Source organism: Candidatus Korarchaeota archaeon NZ13-K (assembly GCA_003344655.1).
GTDB lineage: Archaea > Korarchaeota > Korarchaeia > Korarchaeales > Korarchaeaceae > Korarchaeum.
On sequence record MAIU01000001.1, the window covers coordinates 37777 to 62216 of the forward strand.

At 53.2% G+C, this 24440-nt stretch carries 25 protein-coding genes and 1 tRNA gene; 13 read left to right on the plus strand and 13 right to left on the minus strand.

Annotation, left to right across the window (positions count from 1 at the left end; genetic code table 11):
* Positions 1–23 precede the first annotated feature (23 nt).
* Both BA066_00240 and BA066_00245 read left to right on the plus strand, forming a co-directional pair.
* Entirely contained in the window at positions 24–1106 is a 1083-nt protein-coding gene (locus BA066_00240) for a M42 family peptidase (GenBank protein RDD54214.1), read from the plus strand.
* Positions 1103–2539, plus strand: coding sequence for a DUF521 domain-containing protein (locus BA066_00245; protein RDD54215.1), 1437 nt, complete (start codon positions 1103–1105; stop codon positions 2537–2539). Before BA066_00240 ends, BA066_00245 begins: the two co-directional genes overlap by 4 nt.
* Before the next feature lies 1 nt (position 2540).
* On the opposite strand, the gene BA066_00250 is transcribed toward BA066_00245, so the two are convergent.
* The 5 genes from BA066_00250 to BA066_00270 are packed head-to-tail and all read right to left on the minus strand — an operon-like array spanning position 2541 to position 7100.
* On the minus strand, positions 2541–3248 hold the full coding sequence (locus tag BA066_00250; GenBank protein ID RDD54216.1) for an ABC transporter ATP-binding protein: 708 nt from the start codon (positions 3246–3248) through the stop codon (positions 2541–2543).
* Complete coding sequence (locus BA066_00255; GenBank protein ID RDD54217.1) at positions 3235–3975, minus strand: ABC transporter ATP-binding protein; 741 nt, start codon at positions 3973–3975, stop codon at positions 3235–3237. The genes BA066_00250 and BA066_00255 overlap by 14 nt, the downstream gene beginning before the upstream one ends.
* Complete coding sequence (locus BA066_00260) at positions 3972–4925, minus strand: branched-chain amino acid ABC transporter permease (protein ID RDD54218.1); 954 nt, start codon at positions 4923–4925, stop codon at positions 3972–3974. The genes BA066_00255 and BA066_00260 overlap by 4 nt, the downstream gene beginning before the upstream one ends.
* Complete coding sequence (locus BA066_00265) at positions 4926–5837, minus strand: branched-chain amino acid ABC transporter permease (protein RDD54219.1); 912 nt, start codon at positions 5835–5837, stop codon at positions 4926–4928.
* A 57-nt stretch (positions 5838–5894) separates the two neighbouring features.
* Positions 5895–7100 (minus strand): ABC transporter substrate-binding protein, encoded by a 1206-nt coding sequence (locus BA066_00270; GenBank protein ID RDD54220.1) that lies wholly within the window; start codon positions 7098–7100, stop codon positions 5895–5897.
* A gap of 270 nt (positions 7101–7370) precedes the next feature.
* Between BA066_00270 and argF the strand changes: the two genes are divergently transcribed.
* Positions 7371–8309 (plus strand): ornithine carbamoyltransferase, encoded by a 939-nt coding sequence (argF, locus tag BA066_00275; GenBank protein RDD54221.1) that lies wholly within the window; start codon positions 7371–7373, stop codon positions 8307–8309.
* 42 nt (positions 8310–8351) lie between these two features.
* Entirely contained in the window at positions 8352–9299 is a 948-nt protein-coding gene (gene arcC / locus BA066_00280) for a carbamate kinase (protein ID RDD54222.1), read from the plus strand.
* 2 nt (positions 9300–9301) lie between these two features.
* On the opposite strand, the gene BA066_00285 is transcribed toward arcC, so the two are convergent.
* Positions 9302–10585, minus strand: coding sequence for a TrpB-like pyridoxal phosphate-dependent enzyme (locus BA066_00285; protein RDD54223.1), 1284 nt, complete (start codon positions 10583–10585; stop codon positions 9302–9304).
* A gap of 319 nt (positions 10586–10904) precedes the next feature.
* Between BA066_00285 and BA066_00290 the strand changes: the two genes are divergently transcribed.
* Positions 10905–11591 carry a hypothetical protein gene (locus BA066_00290; protein ID RDD54224.1) on the plus strand — a complete coding sequence of 229 codons (687 nt, stop codon included), beginning with the start codon at positions 10905–10907 and terminating at the stop codon, positions 11589–11591.
* Here BA066_00290 and BA066_00295 read toward each other — a convergent pair.
* A complete protein-coding gene (locus tag BA066_00295; protein ID RDD54225.1) occupies positions 11539–12825 on the minus strand; it encodes a histidine--tRNA ligase in 1287 nt (428 codons plus the stop codon). The genes BA066_00290 and BA066_00295 overlap by 53 nt on opposite strands.
* Before the next feature lie 87 nt (positions 12826–12912).
* Here BA066_00295 and BA066_00300 point away from each other — a divergent pair, with 87 nt between their 5' ends.
* The 4 genes from BA066_00300 to BA066_00315 all read left to right on the plus strand — a co-directional run bounded on the left by BA066_00300 (position 12913) and on the right by BA066_00315 (position 16983).
* On the plus strand, positions 12913–13299 hold the full coding sequence (locus BA066_00300) for a hypothetical protein (protein RDD54226.1): 387 nt from the start codon (positions 12913–12915) through the stop codon (positions 13297–13299).
* 115 nt (positions 13300–13414) lie between these two features.
* Positions 13415–14113, plus strand: a complete 699-nt coding sequence (locus BA066_00305; protein RDD54227.1) for an ABC transporter ATP-binding protein — start codon at positions 13415–13417, stop codon at positions 14111–14113.
* Positions 14100–15734, plus strand: coding sequence for a hypothetical protein (locus tag BA066_00310; GenBank protein RDD54228.1), 1635 nt, complete (start codon positions 14100–14102; stop codon positions 15732–15734). Before BA066_00305 ends, BA066_00310 begins: the two co-directional genes overlap by 14 nt.
* Positions 15721–16983: an ABC transporter permease gene (locus tag BA066_00315; GenBank protein RDD54229.1), complete on the plus strand. Its 1263-nt coding sequence runs from the start codon at positions 15721–15723 to the stop codon at positions 16981–16983. The genes BA066_00310 and BA066_00315 overlap by 14 nt, the downstream gene beginning before the upstream one ends.
* A 2-nt stretch (positions 16984–16985) precedes the next feature.
* Here BA066_00315 and BA066_00320 read toward each other — a convergent pair whose 3' ends face one another.
* The 3 genes from BA066_00320 to BA066_00330 all read right to left on the minus strand — a co-directional run bounded on the left by BA066_00320 (position 16986) and on the right by BA066_00330 (position 19278).
* Positions 16986–17357, minus strand: a complete 372-nt coding sequence (locus BA066_00320) for a hypothetical protein (protein RDD54230.1) — start codon at positions 17355–17357, stop codon at positions 16986–16988.
* A 47-nt stretch (positions 17358–17404) separates the two neighbouring features.
* A tRNA-Lys gene (locus tag BA066_00325) sits at positions 17405–17478 on the minus strand.
* A gap of 150 nt (positions 17479–17628) precedes the next feature.
* Positions 17629–19278, minus strand: a complete 1650-nt coding sequence (locus BA066_00330) for a DUF2070 family protein (protein ID RDD54231.1) — start codon at positions 19276–19278, stop codon at positions 17629–17631.
* A 124-nt stretch (positions 19279–19402) separates the two neighbouring features.
* Here BA066_00330 and BA066_00335 point away from each other — a divergent pair, with 124 nt between their 5' ends.
* On the plus strand, positions 19403–19900 hold the full coding sequence (locus BA066_00335) for an Lrp/AsnC family transcriptional regulator (protein RDD54232.1): 498 nt from the start codon (positions 19403–19405) through the stop codon (positions 19898–19900).
* On the opposite strand, the gene BA066_00340 is transcribed toward BA066_00335, so the two are convergent.
* A complete protein-coding gene (locus BA066_00340) occupies positions 19895–20818 on the minus strand; it encodes a hypothetical protein (GenBank protein RDD54233.1) in 924 nt (307 codons plus the stop codon). The genes BA066_00335 and BA066_00340 overlap by 6 nt on opposite strands.
* Before the next feature lie 245 nt (positions 20819–21063).
* Here BA066_00340 and BA066_00345 point away from each other — a divergent pair, with 245 nt between their 5' ends.
* Genes BA066_00345 through BA066_00355 form a run of 3 tightly spaced genes read left to right on the plus strand, consistent with a single transcriptional unit; the run spans position 21064 to position 23439 of the window.
* Complete coding sequence (locus BA066_00345; GenBank protein RDD54234.1) at positions 21064–21354, plus strand: nucleotide pyrophosphohydrolase; 291 nt, start codon at positions 21064–21066, stop codon at positions 21352–21354.
* The gene (locus BA066_00350; GenBank protein RDD54235.1) at positions 21351–21932 is read left to right on the plus strand and encodes a phosphoribosyltransferase; all 582 of its coding nucleotides are present in this window, start codon (positions 21351–21353) and stop codon (positions 21930–21932) included. Before BA066_00345 ends, BA066_00350 begins: the two co-directional genes overlap by 4 nt.
* A complete protein-coding gene (locus BA066_00355; GenBank protein ID RDD54236.1) occupies positions 21913–23439 on the plus strand; it encodes a glycine--tRNA ligase in 1527 nt (508 codons plus the stop codon). The genes BA066_00350 and BA066_00355 overlap by 20 nt, the downstream gene beginning before the upstream one ends.
* Here BA066_00355 and BA066_00360 read toward each other — a convergent pair whose 3' ends face one another.
* Positions 23440–24141: a HesA/MoeB/ThiF family protein gene (locus BA066_00360; protein ID RDD54237.1), complete on the minus strand. Its 702-nt coding sequence runs from the start codon at positions 24139–24141 to the stop codon at positions 23440–23442. It abuts the gene before it with no gap.
* The gene (locus BA066_00365; protein RDD54238.1) at positions 24104–24436 is read right to left on the minus strand and encodes a divalent-cation tolerance protein CutA; all 333 of its coding nucleotides are present in this window, start codon (positions 24434–24436) and stop codon (positions 24104–24106) included. Before BA066_00365 ends, BA066_00360 begins: the two co-directional genes overlap by 38 nt.
* Positions 24437–24440: the final 4 nt, after the last annotated feature.

Consider the following 24440-nt stretch of genomic DNA (forward strand, 5'->3'; position numbering starts at 1 on the left):
TTATTCGTGATGTCACTACGCGTATGGACGACGAGTCGGTGAGTTTCTTCTCACGTCTCTCCGAGAGTTTTGGGCCATCCGGATTCGAGTCAGAGCCCCTTAATCTAATCAAGGGACGTTACTCGATCTTCTCAGATGATGTGCTGAGGGATGGACTCGGATCGCTTATACTCAAGAAGAGAGGGAGCAGCGATGTCCCGAGGGTTATGGCTGCGGGTCACGTCGATGAGATAGGTTTCATAGTGGTCTCGATAGAGGACAACGGGTTCCTGAAGTTCGAGGCATTGGGAGGCTGGGCCTCAACCACGCTGCCTGCTCAGAGGGTCGTTGTGAGGACCAGGAAGGGAGATCACGTCGGCGTCATAGCGAGCAAACCTCCCCATCTTATGACCCCGGAGGAGAGGAACAAGCCCATTGAGCTCAAGGACCTCTTCATAGATGTCGGGGCTAAGAACAAGGATCAGGTGAAGGAGATGGGGATAAGGATAGGAGACCCCATCGCTCCGCTGGCGCCCTTCGAGGTGCTGAGGGGGGGTAAGGCGTGGCTGGGGAAGGCCTTCGATGATAGGGTGGGGACCTTCGTGGTCATGGAGGCGCTGAGGGACCTTAAGGAGAGGGGGACTGACCATCCGAACACATACTATGCCGTGGCCACCGTGCAGGAGGAGGTCGGTCTGAGGGGCGCTGAGACGGCGGCCGATGTGGTGAATCCGGACGTGTTCATAGCCGTTGACGTTGACATAGCTGGCGACTCCCCGGGAATAACGTCAGCCGAGGCGCCGGCGAAGATGGGGGAGGGGGTGTCCATAATAACTTGGGACAGGAGCATGATACCCAACTTCAAGCTCAGGGAGTTCGTGGTGGAGGTCGCTGAGGAGGAGAACATACCCTATCAGCTCTCGGCCGTTAGGGGAGGGACTGATGCGGGGAGGGTCCATCTGCACAGCAAGGGAGTACCTTCGGTGGTGCTGGGGGTTCCGACCAGGCACATACACTCCCATAGCTCCATATTATCACCGGATGATGTGGAGGCAGCGATGAAATTGCTTGTGGCCCTGATCAAGAAGATGGACTCGAGCACTGTCAGGGGGTTTTACGAACCTTGACGGATGAGATGGTCATAACATCACCGATCTCCTGGCTCGATGGTGTTGACGTCAGGACCGGGAGGATAGTTCAGGAGGGTCACCCACAGAGGGGGCAGAGCATAGCTGGAAAGATAGTCAGGATCAAGGGATCCACCGGATCCACGGTGGGGGCATACATATTCTTCGCGCTCAAGAGGAACAACGTGGCACCTCTTAAGATAATCGTCGAGGAGCCCGACAGCGTGACGATAGCCGCCGAACTGGCCGGGATACCCGTCGAGATAAGGGGAGTGAGGGAGGTTAGGCTTGAGGATGAAAGCGTCGAGGAGGAGCTCAGGAGGTACCTGGAGAGGGAGGCCTCGATCACCGGAGCCGAGGGCTTCGCCAGGGTCAGGTCCGTTCACGTTTCAGGGGTATCTTACGCCACGATAGGAGATTCGGGTAGGGAGTGGCTCTCCGAAATATCGAGGAGGATCAGGTTCAGGGTCACCGCTACCACGAACCCTGCTGGGATGGACCTCGTCGATTGGAATACCATGGGAATCCCTGAGGGATTCGCGAAGAAGCAGATGGAGATAGTGGATTCCCTGATCAGCATGGGTGCGGTACCCACGTTCACCTGCATCCCCTACTTGGTCGGGAACCTCCCGACCTACGGGGAGAGGGTCTGCTGGGGAGAATCAAGCGCCGTGGCCTTCATCAACAGCGTCCTAGGGGCCAGATCCAACAGAGAGGGGGCAACTAAGACGATTGTTGTGGCGGCCGCTGGCTACACTCCGGTCTATGGGAAGCACCTGGATGAGAACAGGCTCCCGAGCATAAGGGTAGAGGTCGAGCCCTTGGAGGATGTCCTCCAGCACTATCTGCTAGCCTACTATGTCGGTCTCCATTATCCGGATTCAGTGCCCCTCTACACGGGTCTCAAGAGGGTCTCCTTAGCGGAGCTCAAGGCGATGTCCGCTGCCGGTGCGGCATCCGGATCAATAGAGATGTTTCACATACCCGGGATAACTCCCAACGATATATCCGATGTCAGCAGATCCCTCAAGGTCACCAAAAGGGATCTGTCCTTGCTGAGGGAGGAGATGAGTTCCTTCGAGGGCGGATCAGATCTCGTTGTCCTAGGATGTCCTCACCTATCGCTCCAAGAGCTCAGGGAGATAGGAAGGCTTGTTGATGGGAGGAGAGCCCTAGTGAGGTTCTGGCTATTCACGGCAAGGGCCTTCATGCCGATGATAGAGAGATCGGAGCTGAAAAGGGTTTTCAAGGAGTTCGGAGCTGAGATATGGTATGACACGTGCATGGTAGTCTCCCCCCTCGAGGAGCTTGGGATAAGGAAGGTGACCACGAACTCCGCTAAGGCGGCAAAGTACCTTAGGAGCCTGAGGAAGCTGGAGGTGGAACTTCTGGATGTGAAAGAGATAATAGGAAGATATACTGCTCAGCGTTGACCTATACTCCTAAGTAGGCTTTCCTCACGTAGTCGTTCCCCAGGAGTTCCTCTCCCCTCCCTTCCATGACGGTGGATCCGTTCTCAATGACATAAGCTCTATGGCTCACGCTTAGAGCCATGTAAGCATTTTGCTCAGCTATTAAAATGGAGATCCCCCTCTCCCTGTTTATCTGGGATATCGCATCGAATATCCTATCAACCATTATGGGCGCCAGGCCCAGCGAGGGCTCGTCCAGCAGGAGGATCCTGGGCGATCCCATCAGGCCCTTGGCTATCGCAAGCATCTGCTGCTCCCCTCCGCTCAGTGTACCGGCAAGCTGTTTCTTCCTCTCTTTAAGCACCGGGAAGAGCGAATAGATGAACTCCATATCCTCCTTAATTCTCTCCTTGTCCCTCCTGAGGTAGGCTCCCATCTCCAAGTTCTCCAGCACCGTCATCTCGGGGAAGAGTCCCCTGCCCTCGGGGACGTGTATCAACCCCAGTGAGGCTATTTGGAACGGTTCCATTCCAGCGATGCTCCTTCCATCCAGAATCACCTCCCCACCCGTGGGCTTCAAGATACCTGAGATCACCCTGAGCGTGGTGGTCTTGCCCGCTCCATTCGCGCCTATGAGGGAGACCACCTCTCCCCTGTCAACCCTTAAGCTAACGCTCTTGAGGGCTAGAGCGGTACCATAAGCGGCGGATACGCCCCTAACTTCCAGCATGGAACCTCTCCCCCAAGTAAGCCTTAATAACATCCTCATTCCTCGCTATCTCGTTCGGCGTCCCCTCGGCGATCTTCCTCCCGAAGTTGAGGACCATTATCCTCTCACATACCCCCATGACGACCCTCATGTTGTGCTCTATTATGACCACCGTGATCCCAGACTCCCTCACCCTCCTGACGACGTTCATGACGTCGTCCATCTCCGTCGGGGTTAGGCCACCGGCAGGCTCATCTAACATCAGCAGCTTGGGTTCTGTCGCCAGGGCCCTGGCTATCTCAAGCTTCTTCCTCTCACCCTGAGGGAGGGCTTCAGCTAGGTATTCCCTCCTGTGAGAAAGTCCAACGAAATGCAGTATCTCCTCGGCTCTCTCCACGGCATCCGACTCACTGATTCCCCCCAGGATCCCTCTCCTAACGTAGATGGGAACCAGAACATTATCCAAGACCTTCATGCCTAGGAAGGGCCTGACTATCTGCCAAGTCCTCGTTAAACCTATTTTGGCTATTTCATTCGGCTTCTTACCCGTGATATCCATCCCCTGAAAGATAATCCTTCCCCTCTCAGGCTTATAGAAGCCTGTTATCACGTTGAAGAGTGTCGTCTTGCCCGCCCCGTTGGGGCCTATTATGCCGAACACCTCCCCCTCCCTCACCCCGAAGGTGACGTCATCAACGGCGACCAATCCCCCGAACCTCTTCGTGATGCCCTGCCCCTCCAGTATCATCCTCTCATCCTCCTCAGCAGGGACTGGACAAGCCCGTAGATCCCCGAGGGAAAGAACTTCATCACGATGACTATGAGGGCACCGTATATCAGGTATCTGTACTCTAGGTACGGTCTCAGGATCTCTTGGAGTATCGTGAGCAGCGCAGCCCCCATCAGCGGACCCACTAGGGTGCCGAAACCGCCTATTATGGTCATGGAGAGGATATTTATGGACTCTGAGAGGGCGGACATCGCGGGGCTTATGTACCTTATGTAGTGCGCGTAAAGGCCCCCCGCAAGTCCCGCGAAGAACGTCGATATTATGAACGCTAACACCTTGAAGAGGGGCACGTTCACACCCACCGAGAGGGCCGCATCCTCGTCCTCCCTTATTGACATGAGTATCTTCCCGATCCTGGACCTTGAGATCATGTGCAGCGCATATACGATGACTAGCGTCAGCAGGAGAGCTATGTAGTAAAATGAGCTCTTACTCCTGAGATCCAGAGGCCCTCCCGGGAGCGGGGGGATGCCGGGGATTCCTATGGGACCCCTGGTGAGCCAATCCAGGTTTATGAGCATCAACTGCACTATGACCCCGAAGCCCAGAGTGGAGATCGCCAGATAGGGCCCTCTCAACTTCAGCGATGGGATCCCAAGCACGAGGCCGAATAAGGAAGCGAGGATGCCGCCCACAAGGATCCCAATCCAGGGATTCACGCCGGCATTCATGCTGAGGAGCGTCGATGTGTAGGCGCCTACCGCGTAGAAAGCCGCGTGTCCCAGTGATAGCCTCCCGGTGTACCCCACCAGTATATCGAGACTCGCCGCTGTTATTGAGTAGAGCATTATCATTATGGCCAGGTGGGTTATGTAATCCCCGGCGAGTGGTAGGGGGGAGAGCAGTATGAAAGCGAGCGCATAGTACCTGGCCACCCTCAGGGCCACATCCTTCGTTATCCCCAGCATTCAGCTCTTCCTCCCTCCTAGTATCCCCTGAGGCCTGAACCAAAGTACTAAGATCATTATGACGAATGCCACAACTTGTCTGTACTCTGTTCCGAAGATCAGTCCTCCCCAGCCTTCAGCCAACCCTATGAGGAATCCCGCCAGCATACTACCCACTACGTTCCCCATTCCCCCCGTTATCACCACGACGAACGCCTTGGCAACTACATCCAACCCCATCGTGGGGTAGATGTTGTAGATGGGCCCCAGAATGCCCCCGGCGAGGGCAGCGAGAGCTGTGGAAATGAACATCGTGATATCGTAAATCTTGTACGTGTTTATCCCCACTAGGGCTGCAGCGGATGGATTTTGAGATGTAGCTCTGATGGCCTTTCCCGTTTTGGTCGTCATCAGGAATGTGTATAGGACTATCAGCGACACCATAGCGACGACGAAGGCGATTATCCTCGCTAGCGAGAATGATAGCCCTCCAGGAAGCTTTATTATGTGGGCGGTGAACACGCTGGGTATTGAGATGGGGATCGGCCCCCATAGAACCAAGGCCAAGTCCACGAGGAGTATGGAGAGACCTATCGTCAGCATTATGAACCTCAAATCTTGGAAGAAGAATGCGGCAGCTCCCTTAGCCCCTCTCAACTCCTTGTAGAGTGAGAGGAATATCAGCTTGTTGAGCGCTATACCTATGAGCCCTACTGCCACCGCCGAGATAGGTGCTAAGACGTATGGGTCGCCACCCAAAGCGTTAACTAGAGTGTATATGAGGAACGCCCCTAGCATGTAGAACTCTCCATGGGCGAAGTTGCTCAGCCTCATCACCCCGAATATCATAGTCAGACCCACGCCTACCGAAGCGTATATACCTCCCATCATCAGGCCGAGGATCGTCTGCTCTAGGAACAACATGGGCTGCACGATCGACCCCCCGGAGATTCGCGTCGAAAAATAAAAAGCGGGTGAAATGCGAGAGGGTCAGCTTCCCCAGATCCTCTCGGGAGGTATATACTCTCCTTCCTTATCGGATTCCGGGTAAAGTATGACCCTCTTGAGCTTTCCATCAACCTTCTGTACCTGCACTAGGAGAACCTTGGTCTGGGCCTGACCCTTCTCATCGTAATAGATGGTCCCCTGGGCCCCCTCGAATCTCACCGTCCTTATGGCCTCAGCCACCTTATCGACATCCCAAGTCCCGGCCTTCTCAACACCGTACTTCAACGTCATGAAAGCGTCCCAGACACCAGCCGCATACATGGCGGGTGTCCTGTTCCACTTCTGAACGAACTTCTGGACGAACTCCTGGGCCGCTGGTCTCTTGGATGTGGGTTCGAAGTAACTGACGTGAACTAGTCCTAGGGCATCATTCCCAGCTAGCTGAAGGAACTCCTCACTGGTCACTCCTCCCAGCATGGTGAACTGCTTGTAAAGCCCTATCTCGTGAGCCTGCTTGAGTATGTTGGCTGCATCCCTTATGTTGGCGACCACGAAGATCACATCGGGATTAGCGGCCTTTATCTTCGAAAGCTGCGGGGTGAAGTCCGTCGTTCCTGCGTCAAAGTATTCCTCCGCAACTATTCTCACTCCCTTCTCCTTCATGCGATCTCCCCATATCTTGAGACCCTCCCTCCCATAGTCGTCGTTTATACCCAGCATGGCCGCGGTCCTCGGCTTGAGGTGCTCGTATACGAAGTCAGCGTGCTGGGTGGTCTGCATCCACTGATTGGCGCAGCTCCTGAATGTGTACTTGTATCCCTGCTCCGTTATCTTCGTGGCCACGGATACTGGGACCAGTAAGAGCTTCTTGTTCTCCATCAGGGTTGGCTGAACCGCTAAAGTTACCGTTGAGCAGTACTCACCGACGACAGCGTACACATTATCCTGCGTTATCATCTTCTGAACCGCTGCCGTGGCCAGATCGGCCTTGCAAGCGGTATCCTCTATGACTAGCTCTATCCTCTTCCCTAAGATACCCCCTTTCGAGTTTATCTCCTCGACAGCCAATATGGCTGCTTGCTTCATATCCAATCCGTGCTCCGCCAAGGATCCTGTTAGCGGTGCTATGAGCCCTATCTTGACGGTCCCTCCGGCGGCTGGTTGTGTCATCAGAAGGAATGCCGCCACCACGGCTATCACGACAACAACAGCTACTATTCCGATCAAGAGACCCCTACTTGCAGGCATAGCGCCCACCAAGCCTAACGCGTACGACCTTTTAATATAAGCTTTACTAATTGGGACAGACTACTAAAGAAGAAGATCTTGCCTTGAGAATAAGACGAAGGCAACAATGGGGTAGAAATTGCCTCTCAGTATAAGGCTAGCTAGAGGTAGCGACTAAGTTTTATGCTCACTTGGGATTTGGAAAATTACCAATAGAACGCATCTATAATGGATGTCTATAGCGAAATTTTTAAGTATAGTCTCTCTAAGATAGGAGGAGAGGGTGGTCGTATGGCTCTGTTCAACCTTAGGGGGAGGGATTACATAACGACGAGGGACTTCACGAGGGAGGAGCTGGAGTACCTCATTCAGATTTCTATGGACCTGAAGAAGATGTGGTACTCAGGGATCCGCGTGAAGCCCCTTGAGGGGAAGGCCGTAGCTCTCCTGTTCAAGAAACCATCCACCAGAACTAGGAACTCTTTTCAAGCCGCTATCTTCAGGCTTGGAGGTTTCTCCGTCTACATGAGACCGGATGAGCTCCAGCTTCAGAGGGGAGAGCCCGTGAAGGACACGGCCAGGGTCCTGGATAGGTATTATGATGCTCTCGTCATCCGGACCTTCGGTCAGGAGGAGATAGTGGAATACGCCAATTACATGAGGAACCCTGTCATCAATGCTCTCTCAGATGAGGAACATCCGTGTCAAGCTTTGGCAGATCTGATGACGATAAAGGAGAAGCTGGGTAAATGGGATGGTCTCAAGATGGTCTACACGGGAGACGTGTGGAACGTGGCCCACTCCCTGATAGCGACGGCCCCCGTCTTCGGTATGGATCTGGTGCTTGCCGTCCCCAGGGGGTATGAGCCAATAGAGGAGATATGGAGGTTCGGTGAGAGGGAGGCCGCTAGGAGGGGTACTAAGCTTGAGATAGTCCATGATCTGAGGGAAGCCGTCAAGGGAGCTGATATAGTCTACGCCAATACTTGGTGGAGCATGGGGAAGCCTGAGGAAACTAAGGATAAGAGGAAGGAAGACTTCGCTCCTTTCACGGTCACTCCTGAGATCATGGGCTTGGCTAAGGAGCATGCGATATTCATGCACTGTCTACCGGCCTACAGGGGGAACGAGATGACGGAGGAGGTTATAGAGGGCAAGTGGTCCGTCGTGTTCGATCAGGCCGAGAACAGGCTTTGGACGGAGGCCGCTATTTTAGCCGCCCTGATATAACAACGTACAAAATATTTTTATTCTCACCTGAGGGATAGGCCTATGAGCAGCGTAATCACCGTAGCCCTAGGGGGTAATGCCCTCCTCCAGTATGGACAGGAGGGAACATTCGAGCAGCAGCTAGCTAACGCGAGGGTGACAGCCAAACAGATAGTTGAGCTGATAAGGAGAGGGTACAGAGTCGTTATAACGCACGGTAACGGCCCGCAGGTGGGTGCGATACTCCTCCAGCAGGAAGCGGGTGCATCTCAGGTCCCGCCGATGCCCTTACATGCCTGCGGGGCCATGAGTCAGGGACTGATCGGTTACATGATCCAACAATCCCTCATAAATGAGCTCAGGAGGGCGGGAATTGACATCCCCGTGGCCACCGTGATAACACAGGTCCTGGTGGACAGGAGGGATCAAGCATTCAGGAACCCCACGAAGTTCATAGGGCCTTGGTACAGCGAGGAGGAGGCCAAGGAGAAGGACAAGCTTGGATGGATCATGAAGTACGACGTGGGTAAGGGGTGGAGGAGGGTGGTCCCCTCACCCGATCCCATAAAGCAGGTCGAGATAGAGGCCATAAGGAGGATGGTGGAGGCCGGAATAATCGTGATAGCATCCGGAGGCGGGGGGATACCTGTGGTCGACGAGGAGGAGCTGGAGGGGGTGGACGCCGTCATAGACAAGGATTTGGCTGGGGAGAGGCTGGCCTCCTCCCTGGGATCCGAGCTCTTCATGATATTGACAGATGTGGAGAAGGTCGCCATAAACTTCAGGAAGGAGAATCAGACGTTTCTCGATACTATAAGCGTTGACGAGGCCAAGAGGTACTACGATGAGGGACACTTCCCCCCAGGGAACATGGGACCCAAGGTGCTGGCGGCCATCAGGTTCGTCGAGCGGACCGGTAAAGTCGCCATAATAACGAGCTTGGACAAGGCGGTGGATGCTCTGGATGGGAGGACAGGCACAAGGATAGTACCCAAAAAGTATGAAAAGTGATTTTAAATTTTGAGAACGTCCTCATATCCCTTGAGATCCAGCAGCCCATGCCCTGAAAAGTTAAATGCAATTACCTTTTTCTCCCCACTCTTCTTACATTTCAGCGCCTCCTCCACGGCCGCCTTTACAGCATGATTAGTCTCAGGCGCTGGTATTATGCCCTCCGTCATCGCGAAAAGTCTACCGGCCTCAAACACCTCCTCCTGAGTGTACTTCACCGACCTTATCGTGCCCCTGTGCTTCAGCAGGCTCACGGTGGGGGCGGCGCCGTGATACCTCAAACCACCCGCGTGGATCGGCGGGGGCACGAAATCATGACCCAGTGTGTACATCATCAGTAGAGGGGTTATCCCGGCCGTGTCGCCGAAGTCATACCTGTAATCGCCATCAGTCAGGGAGGGAACGGCTGCAGGCTCAACGGCTATCACATCGTAGTTCTCCTTACCTCTCAGCATCTCCTCTATGAACGGGAAGGTGAAGCCGGCGAAGTTGCTCCCACCTCCCACGCACCCTATGAGCACATCCGGCTTCTCCCCCAGCAGCTCGAACTGTTTCTTCGCTTCCAGCCCTATTATCGTTTGATGAAGCAACACATGATTCAGAACACTCCCCAGTGAGTACTTTGCTCTCTCATCCTTCATTGCTGCTTCTATGGCCTCGCTTATAGCTATTCCAAGCGATCCAGGGTGCTCTGGATCCCTCTCGAGGTACTTCCTTCCAACATCGGTCCTATCGCTCGGCGAGGGGACCACCTCAGCACCGTACAGCTTCATGACCAACTTCCTGTAAGGCTTCTGGAGGTAGGAGATCCTCACCATGAAGACCAGAGCTCTTATCCCCATCATCATGGTGGCGTAGGAAAGGGCGCTCCCCCATTGTCCCGCTCCCGTTTCGGTTGTCAGGTAATCCAATCCCTCCTTAGCCGCATAGAAGGCTTGGGCAAGTGCGGTGTTCAACTTATGGCTTCCGGTCGGCGACACGTCCTCCCTCTTGTAGTATATTCTGGCTGGAGTCCCCAGGCGCTCCTCAAGCCTTCTAGCTCTGTAAAGCGGGGTTGGTCTCCCTATCCTCAGGTAGAACTCTCTGAGCTCCTCCGGTATTGCTATGTACTTCTCTCTAGAGAACTCCTGGTTGACGCACTCCTCCGGGAAAAGTGGGTAGAAGTCCTTCGGGCCAAGCGGTTCCTTGGTGGCGGGGTGCACCGGTGGTGGGAGATCGGGAAGATCTGAGACTATGTTGTACCAGTACTTGGGAACGTCCTCTCCTCGGAGATCCACTCTCAGCATGAGAACTCACCTCCTTGATCTGATGGTTGCGCTCCGGCCGGCAACCCAGTGCATGCAAGTGCCGGGAGTGAAATCAGGGAAGGGCGGAAGGCCTCACAGCCAAACTAGATCCCCCATGCTCGCACCTCCGTGTGGGTGACGCATCCCGAATACGGAGCTTAAAAAGATTCCCGGCAATGGGATCCGCAGCCATTAACGCTTTGATGAGAGCCCAGATAGAGTCGCTGAAATTAAACTTTCTCTCACGCTCATCTGATTCCAAGATCGAATGGGCGCTTTACTCTAATAATTTTTTATTTTCCCTTTCGTGAAGTGGTCGATGATGCAGAGACTGATGAGTATAGCCGAGAGGCAGCTTCACCTCATAATAGCGGGGAATTGGGAAGCTGTGGATCCCGAACTGGTCGAGTATCTGGAGGATGAGCTAGAGAACGATCCGCGGGAGGACTTGGTGGGAGTAGCCTTTTGCCTCCTGAAGATGGGCATCTCCCCGGAGAAAGCGGTTTCTCTCCTAAGCTGGAAGGAGTTCGAGAGCTTCTGCATGAGGGGGCTGCAGATACAGGGAATGGAGGCTTTTGGAGGGGTGAGGTTCAAACAGGGTGGGAGGAGGTATGAGATAGATGTGCTAGGGATAGGGGAGGATAAGATCCTCCTGATAGACTGCAAGATGTGGTCCATGAGGGGAAGGTCGAATAAGATGAGGCTGGCGGCAGAGGAGCACCTAAGAAGAGCAATTGCCTTCGATGAGGCGATGAGATCAGAGAAAATACGAGGATTTAGTAAGGAGGAAGGAAGATCTAACATAATTCCGATCGTGGTATCGTGGCTCGAGGTGACCCTCACCAGGTCGAGGGAAGGCTTGGCCGTGGTGAGCCTGAGGGACTTCCCTAGGTTTTTAGATTCATTAGATGAGTTAGAGGATGATTTCTTTAGGATAGAGACCAATTATAGGATTAAAGCGATGAAAGGATTTCCTTCACGTGGGAAACTACCTCTGAGATCTTGACGGTTCTTCTGACATTCTTAGAGTAGAGGGTGACGGTTCCAGTCTCCTCCTCAGAGGGACCAACGAATGCGATTATCTTCGCTCCCATCTTGTTCGCATACTCCCTCTGGCTGCCCTGACTCCTTCTCATCAGATCCAAGGATGTGTTCACACCCCCCCTCCTCAGCAAGCTCGCTACCTGCCACGCGTACCTCCAGCTCTCCCTCCTCACGCTGACGACGAACACCTCATTATAGCTCCTCTCGTTCAGGTCGAAGATCCCAAGCTCCAAGCCGGCATCTATTAATCTTTCGACGCCTATGCTTACACCGGTGGCCGGGACATCCCTTCCGGAGTAAAGTGCTATGAGCTTATCATACCTGCCACCGCCAGCGAGGGAGCCTATCCTAGGCTCGCTGACGCTTGTCTCGAACACGGGACCGGTGTAGTACTCCAGACCCCTCACCAGGGAGAGATCGAGGATCAGCCTATCATCGGAGACTATTGAGAACACTTCCTCTAGGTGGCTCAGGGCCGCTTCGATCTTATCGTTCCTGAACTCCCTGTATGAACTAGACACCTCACTGAACTCTCCTTTGAATGAAATGAGCCTCATTATCCTTTCCGCAACGGGTTCATGGAGTCCCAGTCTGATAAGCTCCCTCCTGACGCCCTCCTCCCCTATCTTATCCAACTTATCTATCGCCCTGTATATCGGGGTGGGGTTTGATATCCCGAGTTCCTCCTCAAATATACCCGTCAGGAGCCTCCTGTCATTGACCCTCACGACGAAGTTCTCGAAGCTGAAAGCCCTCATCACGTCGATGTTAACGGAGATAACTTCAGCATCCGCCTCAGGATAGGGGCTCCCCACGACATCAGCATCGCACTGCCAGAACTCCCTGTACCTCCCCCTCTGGGGCTCCTCGTGTCTCCAGACCCTGCCGATGTGGTACCTCTTGAAGGGTAGTGGGGTGTCCGGGTGCATCGCGATGTACCTGGCTAAGGGGAAGGTCAGCTCGTACCTGAGAGTGTACCATTCCTTGCTGAAGAAGTCCGGGAACACGAACATGAGCTTACTCTCCGCTTCCTCACCCAACTTTCCCTTGACGGTCTCCCAATACTCAAGCGCCGGCGTCTCGAACGGGTCGAAGCCATATCGCTTGAAGACTTCCTCTATCCTCCCCAGCACCTTCTTTCGGAGTATCATGATCGGCGGGGGAAAGTCCCTGAATCCCCTGGGTATTGATAGCACAAACCCACCTCCTTCTTCCTGATGACGACCTCGGGTCAGTCCGATGCCGGGCTCAACTCTTATAAATCCTCCACCCTAGGGTGATCGATGAGCACGGTCCTGCTGGCCCTTTCTGAGGCTCTGAGGACGCTCTCAATGGCGGGGGATTACCTGCCTGAGGAGAAGCTCTCATCGATAATCAGTGATATGGCCGAGTGCTACTCCTCCGAGCTTGACCTAGCTGGGAGCAGAGCTTTCCTAGAGAGCTTCGAGATAGTTAGGAATGCGATAACATCGAGGCCAATGAGCGATGAGGATGAGCTTGTCGTGAGGATCTTCGCCTACAACCTCAGGGCCATGGAGGAAAGGTACGGGCTCGACAGGGAAGCCATCGAGGAGAGGTTCATCAGGAGGATAAACGACACCCTCGGGGACGATTTCACAAAGCTCGTGATCATGTTCGTTAGATCGATAAAAGGATATGCAGATACATAATACTTTTATATTTTTATCCAAAAAATCCACACCGATGGAAAAATTATAGAAAACTATTCCCCCGCAGTAACTTAGCAAAGTTTATTAAGAAACTCACCTAAATTGCGCGATCCCCATGGACTCGGAGTTCGTCTACGAGATAAGTAACTTGAGGAAGGTATACGGGAACAAGGGAAACTACGTGGAGGCTCTCAGAGGGATAAACCTATACGTAAGGAGGGGGGAGTTCCTAGCCATAATGGGACCATCGGGTAGCGGGAAAACCACCCTCCTGAGCATAATGGGCCTCCTGACGAGACCCACCTCGGGCAGCTTGAGGATCCTAGGCATGGATCTGGAATCGTTGAACGATAAGCAGATGACCATGTTGAGGAGAAAGACAATAGGATTCATCTTTCAGACGTTCAATCTGGTTCCCTGGCTCACAGCTGCTGAGAACGTTGAACTAGCTCTGGCCGTAGGTGAGTACAAGGGCGACAGGAAGAGGAGGATCATGGAGCTGCTTGAGAGCGTGGGTCTCAAGGGTAGGGAGAATCACAAGCCATCCGAACTATCGGGAGGGGAGCAGCAGAGGGTGGCCATAGCTAGGGCGCTCGCGAATAACCCATCCATAATATTAGCAGATGAGCCGACTGGGAACTTAGACTCCGCATCGGGTATGCAGGTCATGGAGATACTCAGGAGGCTGGCGAACGAGGGGAGAACGATAGTTATGGTGACCCATAATCAAGCTATAGCTGAGATGTGCGATAGGATCGTGAGGATAAGGGATGGTGTTATAGTGGGGGAGGTGATACCAGGTGTCAGGGCATAGGGCTCTCGTCCTCTTTCTCCCGATGCTCCTGATCCCCTTGGTCCACGGGGATGCCAAGCTCTGGGGCTTGGTGCTCGTGGACTACAGGTGGGGGACCAAGGAGCAGCCGGCTGTTGTATACGCGGGAGACGGTCTAGTCTACCTCACTGTCACGCTGAGGGTCTTCGTGACCGAGAACAAGACATGGACGCAGTACACCTTGAGCCCATTCGAGGCGACTCTGGAAATTCCAAATCACTTGAGGGGACCAAATGGTGGAAATGTTGAGAAGATTTCCCCATCCCTTCAACTCGCCAAAACGAGGTTCTCCGATGGGGAATCCTTCCAGCTTTCCTTCTCCGTGGAGGTCCCGTCCACGGCTCCAGCTGGAAGCTACGAGTTCAAGCTGAACGTGAGCTACAGGATATATGACGCAGAAAACTATGTAGTGGCCAAGGATCATGAGGTATTCACCTTCAGCTTGTATGTCAGGGAATCCTCCCCCGTCTACGTCTACCTAACGGGGAGCGCGGTGGAGGGAGACACATCCGTGCTAACGCTTAAATTGGTGAATGGAGGCTCGGAGGATGTTCAAATATCTTCCGTGGTTCTCACGTCCACATACATAAGGCTTCTGAATCCCAACATCGCGAGTCAGGTAATCCTAGCACCGAACACATCCACAGCCTTCCAGGTGGGGGCGTTCGTCGAGAGGGGAACCGGAAGGAAGTATGATAGAATAGCGGTCACCGTCCAGTACAGGAGCGGGGATAAGTATTACTCGATATCCCAGGTATTCAGCATTCCTATATTCAAGACGGAGGCGACTGAGAACAAACCGGTTATAGTGGTCTCCTCGGACGCTAGCTCCCTCTACGGTGGGGTTCGATCGAGCGTCACGCTAAAGGTGGAAAACAGGGGTGATGAGACCGCTAGGAAGATGAAGCTTCAGGTGTCATCTCAGACGGTCTCAATACTGGGGCCAAGCCTCTTTTACTTGGGAGATCTGATGCCGGGGGAGGAGAGGAACGTCACGTTGGAGATACTTCCCTCGGAGGATCAGCCGTCCTACTCCATCAACATCCAGTTCACATACAGGGAGTTCGACAATGGAGTTGATGTCGAGAAGCAGGAGACAGCTCAGGTGAGTCTAGGGAGGATTCAGGAGGCCAGGGTTGTCATATCGAGCGCCAGCGCCTCTTACAGCTCAGGGAGGCTGAGGGTCTTCGGGAACATAGCGAACATAGGGGACAGGGATGCGAAGTTCGTTAACGTGACAATATACTCAGGCGCCTGCGTCGGAACGTCCACTTACATAGGGGATCTCAAGAGCGGAGAGAGCACGGGATTCACGCTCTCATGTGAGGCGGTGAGGGCGCCTAGGACCGTGGGAGTGGTCGTCGGCTATCTGGCCTCCCCAGGAAACTGGAAGGAGAGCAGAAGGGAACTTACGGTCTCGGGGGCGCAGGCAAATTTGACTGGTGGCTTCACACCTAGGAACATCAGCTCCGCGAGAACCGCCAGTCCCACGTCAAATGTGATCTACTGGGTCGTATGGCTCGCGGCAGGCTTAGCGATCGGGCTAGTGGCGGGCAGGCTGATCTTCAGGAGGAAGGGGGCGCTCGGAGTTGAGGCTGATTGATATAATCAAGTTCTCACTCAAGGCTCTGAGGAGCAGGAGGAGGAGAACCTATCTCACCCTGCTGGGCATTTTTCTGGGCGTCCTGACGCTTACAGCGGTTACATCTTACGCTGCTGGCTACGGGGCGGCTATACAGAAGATAATAAAGGGAGGGAGCCTGAGGGTGATTTACCTGATCCCTCGCGAGACCTCATTCACGGAGTTCGATCTAGCCAAGATAAGCACGATGGACGGCGTCGAGACCGTGATGCCCATGATAAGGATGTTCGGTGAGCTGAGCGTGATGGGCCAAAACTTAAGGGCCAGCATAGTGGGCTTCGATGTGAACTACGTAGAGGAACTCTTCCCGGATCTGAGGCTTCAGTTTGGCGATTGGCCGGTGGATCAGGCGGAACAGGCGATGATCTTGGGGAGCAAGATCCTCGATCAGATCTCCATCGATGATGCCGCGGATCTCATAGGGTTGAACGTCAGAATGACATTCGGTAGGGGACTTTTCAGTCAGGGATTGAGTGTGAGGGGGACGATATATGGCATAATAGCTCCCTACGGCACTTCCATAATGACCGATGTTGACAGCTCAATACTCGTTCCGTTGGATTACGCGATGAGGATGTACCAAAGTTTCTACGGCAGGAGGGACTATCCCACGCTCGTCATAATAGTCGATGACGTTGGCAACATAGATCTCGTGTTGAATGAGCTGAGGAATGAATACGGGGATGCAGCTTATCCCATAGCTATGAGAGACCTTCAGAGAGTCCTAGACACAATAGTGAACATGTCGATACTCGCTCTGGGATCCATAGCCGCGATGACCATAGTTGTCGCCTCAGTGGGAATAATGAACGCGATGTACACGGCTGTGACCGAGAGGACGAGGATAATAGGGGTTATGAGGGCCATGGGGGCATCCCAAACGGAGGTGATGATGTCATTCCTCTTCGAGGGGATAATCATGAGCACCGCAGCGATACTCTCGGGAATGGCGGCTGGTTACCTAGGCGCTATGCTATTAGCTGGGCTGATATCGATGTACCTGAGCGGGGGAAGCTTCAGCATAGGACCGGGTGGTAGGGGAGGAGCCGCGCAGGGGCAGGGCATCGGCCTGTCCGTGACGCCCGTCCTACCCCTGGAGTACGCTCTCATAATAGCCGGCGTGACCCTGCTGATAACGTTACTCGGGGCATTACCACCAGCGCGTCAAGCTGCGAAGCTGGAGCCAGCCAAAGCTCTGAGATTCGAGTGAGCTTACTTCCTAGGCTTCATTCTCATCATTGAGCTCGCCCAATGAAATGCCCTCTCCGCGATGTCGAGGCTGGCTTCCATGAATTCCGAATTCAAGGGTTGATCCGAGTAGAGGGCGAGCCTATACTCCTGCTCGAAATGCTCCAGCTCCCTTTCCCCTATGGGAGGACGCATACCGATGGGGATGAGGTGATAAAGTGAGAGAATGCTATCGTACGGCGCATCTATTCCAATACTGGAGAGGACCGAGCTGAAGGAGACCCATATAATCCTTCTGACTAAATTAAGGGAACCCTTGATATCTCCCTTAGCTTTTAGGACTCTTGCCTCCTCGAGGAGACCCTCGATCTCTCTGAGCGTGGACTCCTCCTGCATCTCTCAAATCCCCCGCGGTTGATCCCTCACTGAGATCCGTATGGTAGCGGGCCCGGCGGGATTTGAACCCGCGACCCCCCGGTTAAAAGCCGGGCGCTCTTCCATTCTGAGCTACGGGCCCTTTCACTAGGCCAGCTTCGCCGTCCATCTCATCACCTAGGGGAATAAAAACTTAAAATTGGAGCATGACCACGGCGCTCGCGCCCACGCCCCAATAATTATACTCTTTCGGACATAGATCCAAAATAATTAAATAATTTAATAAATCAAATCAAAATAGGAAGAACAATATGAGGAGTACGAGGAGTTGTGGGAGGAATGAGATGAGTAGGAGTCTCCTCGCAATCGAGCTGAACCTCATGAGGGAGGCCAGGGATGCTAGGTTCTCCTCCCCCAACAGAGGCAGTTCCAGGGATCCTCTGCAGTGCCTCACTTCGGCGCTCCTCATATTCCTCATGGATTCCCTCACTAGATCCTTGATCTGCTCGGCCATCCTAGCTAAGCAGTCGGGATCCCCTCCGCACTCGGAGCCGAGCGCATTGTAAGTTAACTTTGTCGATAAAGTCTCATGGGTGTCCGTGGTGCACACTATGAGCCGCGTTCCCTCGACCGAGTTGAGATGCAGCAGGTCCCTGAGCTCGGGGACCATGTTGTTAGAGTCTATCGAGAGATAGGTAACGATTTCCCCTCCTAAGGAGATGCTTAAAGCTCTCATTCCCCCTCTCCCAACAGATCTCCATCCCGGATTTGATCTGGAGAATCCGACTAAAACTTCCCTATAACACTCGGAGGTGATAGCAATCCTTCCGGCTTTCAGAAGAACATCTGTGAGCTCCTCTCCTAGATCGGTCCCAGGTAGGGCCCTGACGTACCACTCTTCCAGCAGTGAGTCATGCCTATCAACTATCGGGGTGCTCATTCCCAGCAATCTTGATAAAATAATCTCAAAGTTTTTCGGAATATCCTCAAAACTTCTTATAGGATTTCCAGAAACAGTAAACATAATAAAATCACAGATCCTCTGAGCGGTCACCTCGAAGTGATCCGATCGCTCGTAGACAAGCTTCCCAATACAGCAACCATGAGCCTGGTGACAGGAGGAGATCTCCATCAGGAGCCTCTCTACGGACTCCCTTGAGGGCAGATCCCTCTCGTGGGAGCAAGCCCTCCTCAGGAAAATGGAGCCATACCCTAGTGAATCCAGCTCTTCGAGTATCCTGAAGGGGAGATCATAGCTGCCGAACCTGAAGGGACCTGGATGGACATCTGTGATCAAGATGGATATCCCATCCAATGATAATAGATCGAAGCTGACCCTCCCCTTCTCACACCTCCCCTCCAGCACTTCCTCCAGCTCCCTGCTCTCTCCCAGCAGCAGGTCGGCCAGCACCCTCACGACGCCGAAACCCCTCAGCCCTAGGAACTGGTGGCCTATTTCACCTATTATGCTCCTTAAAAGATAGAATGAGATGAAGGATGCCAATACAGAGAGGAATACGTTCACAGAAGGCTCCGATGCTAGAATAAGGATAGATATGATGAAGGGGAGTGATCTGGCTCTAAGGCTGCTGGTCATGGCCCCGGAGATGAGAGATGCCAGGAAGACCACTGTGTAACTCATTGAATATGGGGGGGCTCCCAAGGTCCTTAGAAAGGCATCAATTACCAGGGGAAATGAGATGAAATTGGAGGCCCAAAGGGCCCTCCTGAGATCCAAGTACCTCTCCCCTCCGTAGAGAGAGAGCGTCGATGCCACCGGAATAATGATGTAGACAATCAGGTGTTCTCGTGGCATTAATGTCCCTTTGATTGCGTAAATGAGTAATATAGGGGACAGGATCCCGGCTGAGATAAATAGTATGGCCCATTTCAGTCCGGGAAGCGAGAAAAGATCTTTACTCCTCATTTTGGAGACGTCCAAGGCGGAATTACTACTCACTTCTGTGACACCTCATCACTCTAAACAAAAAACTTTTTATTAGGATGACGTACGGTTGTAGTGGAGGTGAGTTGACTCCGCACAGGACATCGTGGGGGTGTAGTTTATGCCTAGAGTGAAGGGGATCACGGCTAAGGAGATAGAGATCCTGAGGAAGTTGGTCGAGAACGGGAGAGTAACCTTCACTCAGGTATCCAGGGATCTCGGGATGAGCCCGGCTGGTGTGATGAAGAAGGTCAGGAAGCTCGAAGATCTCGGTATAATCAAGGGGTACACCGCTATAGTGGATCACGCGAAGCTCGGCAAGGGCAGCAAATATATAATTTTGCTCGAGGTCGAGCCAGGGAAGCACAGCGAGGTGGCGAAGAAGATAGCCTCAATGTTGGAGGATAACATACTGGAGGTCCACGAGATAACGGGACAATACGACGTAATAGTTAAAGCAATTGCAGGAAGCCAGCAGGAATTGAACGAGATATTGAGGAAGATACAGACGATACCCGGGGTGAGGGACACGAACACCTCGCTGGTCTTGGACACGACGAAGGAGAGGCCCTCCATAGTTCCCTCAGAGATACCCGGTATAACCAAGAAGGGATCATAGCTCGACCCAGGCACTGCCTAGGCATTCGGCATCAAAACCCATTTTTTTGAGAATTTTAGCGAATTCCCTCGCAAATCCATAGACCGTAAGCACCCTTCTCGGATTTGAGTGGTCCACTATGCTCAGCAGATCGTAGAAGTCAGCATGAGCGCTCAGAGGGAAGTCGCTCTCCTTATTTGAGAAGAGGACCCATCCAGTTACCCTGGCAGCGTTCGCCCCCTCAGCTCTGTTAGTCACGTGAACCATCGAGCTACTTTTATCGGTCACATACCTGAGGCCGAACCTCTCGTAAGCCGCGTTCACCTTAGCTACTCCCTTCGAAACGGATACCTCCAGATTGGTGTATCTGTTCAACGAGGCAACGACCTCCTGTGACTTCCCCACAAGGTAAGCGCTTATTACCGGGAACCTTCCCTCCATCACCTCTTTAACGGCCCATTTGGCCAACCTAGCCCTCGTGATCTCCGGATCTGGGAACCTGAACCTGGGAAGCCCGTAAGTAGCCTCTATGACTAGGACATCCGCTCTAGGGATCCTGGCCGGGGACTCCACGGTGAGCCCGCCATGAGGGTTCACGTCCCCCGTGTAGAAGAGGCTGATCCCCCCACAGTTTATCAGGAAACCAGCTGATCCCAGTATGTGACCAGCGGGAAACGTGTAAACCTCCACCCCATTGATCTCAATCCCCTCATTGAAGTTCAGTATCTTATAATCACCACCGTAGAGTCTCCTGAGTATCGAGGATGTTCCCTCAGTCACGAAGATGTCGCTCCTAACACTCCTCAGGTTCTTGGGAACATGATCTGAGTGGGCATGAGATATTAGAATGGGAACTCCCTCTAGGGCGATCCTTGGGTCTATCAGTATTCTCCTACCTCCGCAGTCGATCTCAAGACCGTTTTCGTACCTCAGCCTCATCCGGGCAGCATGGTAGCGAAAGGGTTTATTACTATTTGGTCCCAGCTCACGAAGGGATCACCATGCCCAAGGCGGGGAAGAAGGAGAGGGGATTCATGCCCATGTCGGTCGCGGGTATATTGACCTTCAGCACGGAGGAGGCAGGTGGCCTCAAGGTGCCTAAATGGTTCCCTATCCTCCTATCCATAGCTACCGGAATCGCCGTGATCGCGTTGAACCTCATGTGAGCAGAAGGTAGTTCAAAAATGAGGATAAGTGAGGCCCAGAAGCTCATCAGGGAGATATACGGGGAGAGGGATTCGAAGAGGGGGGTTCCGGGAACGTCACTCCATCTGGTAGAGGAAATTGGGGAATTATTCAGGGCGATAAGGAGCAATGACAGTGAAAGTATTGAGAATGAGCTAGCAGATTCTTTGGCATGGCTCATAAGCGTTTCAGATCTTCTCGGGGTGGATCTAGAGAGGGCCTTCCTGCGGAAGTACGAGAGGGGTTGCCCTAAGTGCTCCTCCATCCCCTGCAAGTGCCCGGAGGTGTGATCATGGAATTCCTGAATGTGAGCCCCGAGGATGCCCTCGTTCACGCCCAAAGAATAGCTAAAAAGGTTGTGGAATCGGGATACAAGCCGGACGTGATAGTGGCCATACTGAGAGGAGGCGTTGTGCTGGCCAGACTGCTCAGTGACTTACTTAATGTTAGGGAGATAAAAATGATGAGAGTTATTCATTATGATGCTTTGGAATCAAAGAAAGTTGCGGAAATAGTTGACCCTGTGAATTGTAGGCTCGACGGTCTGCGAGTGCTCCTAGTGGATGACGTCGCTGACACGGGGGAGAGCCTGATCCTAGCTAGGAATCACGTGCTCGAGAGGGGGGCGGCCGAGGTCAGGGTGGCAACCATGCACTACAAGCCCTGGAGCAAGCTCAAGCCGGACTACTACTCCGAGGAAACAGAAGCCTGGGTTGTTTATTTCTGGGAGTATGCCGAGACAGTGAACTACTTCATGAAGAAGTTCTCCGACAGAGGCAAGGATTACGTCTTAGATCTCATCAGGAGGGCCGGGATACCGGATGAGATAGTCAGGTGGGTGCTCGGGAATGAGGGGCATTTACGATAAGGTGGTGGACCTCGCGAGCAGAAGAGGCTTCTTCTGGCCTTCCGCCAAGGAGGTTTATTCAGATTCCCCCGCGGGTTTCTACGTCTACGGCCCCCTCGGGGTCAGGATGAAGGAGAAGCTGATATCCCTATGGAGGAGGGAGATAGTACTGAGAGAAGGAGTCAATGAAATAGAAACTCCCAACATTCTACCGATAAAAGTTTTCGAAGCATCCGGTCACCTAGAGCACTTTTTCGATAAATTAATAGAGTGCAAGAGGTGCCACTCCAAGTTCAGGATAGACAAATTGTTAGAGGAATCCTTAGCTATCGAGGAGAACCTAGAGGGACTTCCGGATGATGAGCTCCTGAGGATGATCCTCGATAACGGCGTGAGATGCCCCAACTGCGGTTCCACTGAATGGGGGGATCTGAAGGACTTCAACCTGATGTTCACGCTGGCCGTTGGGGCCGAGGCCGAGGAGCCCAACGCCGCTCTCAGGCCCGAAACGACTCAGGGTAGCGTGGTAGAGTTCAGGAGGACCTTCATGGTCATGAGGGGGAAACTCCCGTTCGCATTGGGTCAGGTTGGAAGGGTCTTCAGGAACGAGATCTCCCCAAGGAGGGCACTCATAAGGATGAGGGAGTTCCAGCAGCTTGAGGTGCAGATATTCTTCGATCCAGAGAATCCCGATGATGTGTACATGGAGAAGCTGAAGCCCCATCTGGGTTACAAGCTGAGGTTCCTCAGGAGGGAGGATAGGGCCTCCGGTAGGATATCCGAGATCTCGGCGGAGGAGGCCCTGAGCAGCGGATACACCGTCAATGGCCTTATAACCTACTGGCTCGTCCTCTACCAGAGGTTCTTCAACGAAACCTTGGGCTTCCCACTGGAGAGGTTGAGGTACAGGGAGCTGATTGAAGGGGAGAAGGCCCATTACTCGCTGGTTCACTGGGATTTAGAGGTATACACCGAGGACCTGGGATGGGTTGAGCTTGTGAACAATGCCTACAGGACGGACTACGACCTCTCGGGTCACATGAGGGTCTCTGGAGTAGATCTGAGGATAACTGATCCGGAGACCGGCAGGAAGTTCCTGCCGCACATGTATGAACCATCCATAGGCGTGGATAGGGTGATCTTCCATGAGCTCATGCTGGCTTACAGGGAGGATGAGGAGAGGGTCTGGCTTCAGCTCCCGAGGAACCTGGCGCCCATAGAGGTCGGCGTCTTCCCCCTCATGAAGAGGGATGAGCTCCCCGAGAGGGCCAAGGAGATATATCTGGATCTGATAAATGAGGGTATAATCGCCTTCTACGACGACTCCGGGACAATAGGTAGGAGGTACAGGAGGATGGATGAGATAGGAACACCTCTATGCGTCACAGTCGATTACCAGACGCTTGAAGATAACACGGTGACCCTCAGGGACAGGGACACGATGAAGCAGGTGAGGGTTGGGGTAGGGGAGTTGGTCGGGAAGGTCAGGAGGTTCCTCAACACCAACCTCAGCATAGAGGAGCTTTGATCACTCGCCACACACAGGGCAGTTTTTATTCTTACTTACCCTTATTGTGGTGAATTCCATACTTTTCAGGTCACCAATGAGTAATTTTCCTGCAAGTGTAACCTCCAATCCTGCTAAATACTTTATCGCTTCAGCAGCGGCTATCGAGGCCACAGCAGCGGGCGTCATCCCGATCACGGGCACAGGGCCTGAGTCCTCCACGTGGGGGAATAGGCACCTCAGGCATGCTGTCTTCTTAGGTATTATGAACGATGTGGCAAAGTAGAACCCGTTTATCGCAGAATAAACAAATGGTATGCTTTTTCTCACGCAATAATCGTTTATTATGTACCTGGTCTTGAAATTATCTGATGCATCCATCACCAAGTCCACGCCCTTCAGTAAGCTATCCACGTTGTCCTCGCTCAGCCTCTCAGGCACACCCTCAACCTCGACGTCGGAGTTCCTCCTTCTGATCTCCCTCTCCGCGACTAGGGCCTTTGGAAGCCCTATGTCTTCCTCCCCATAAATTATTTGCCTATGGAGATTGTTGAGGCTGACGACATCTCCGTCTATTATCCTCAGATTGACACCAGCTGAGACTAGGTAGAGGGAGAGGGGAGAGCCTATTCCCCCAGCTCCGACGACAGCCACTCGCGACCCTCTGAGCCTCCTCTGGCCCTCCTCACCTATCAGCATCAGCTGCCTTTCGTAGCGTGACATCCTCCATCCACCTCAGGTAATCCTCGCCAGCGACATCTACAGGTAGCACTAAGATCTCCGGAACCTCATAAGGATGCCTCTCCTCTATGAAGTCGATGAGATCCCTTATAAGGGCCTGATGGGTCTTTATCAGGAGCATGATCTCATTAGATCTCTCAATCTTCCCTTCCCACCAGTACTTACTGATCACGGGAAACATGGAAACGCAACCAGCTAATTTACGCTCCAATATCTCATTAGACAGTCTCTCAGCCTGTTCTAGATTCTCAACAGTCGTTATTAGGATCCTCAGCAAATTA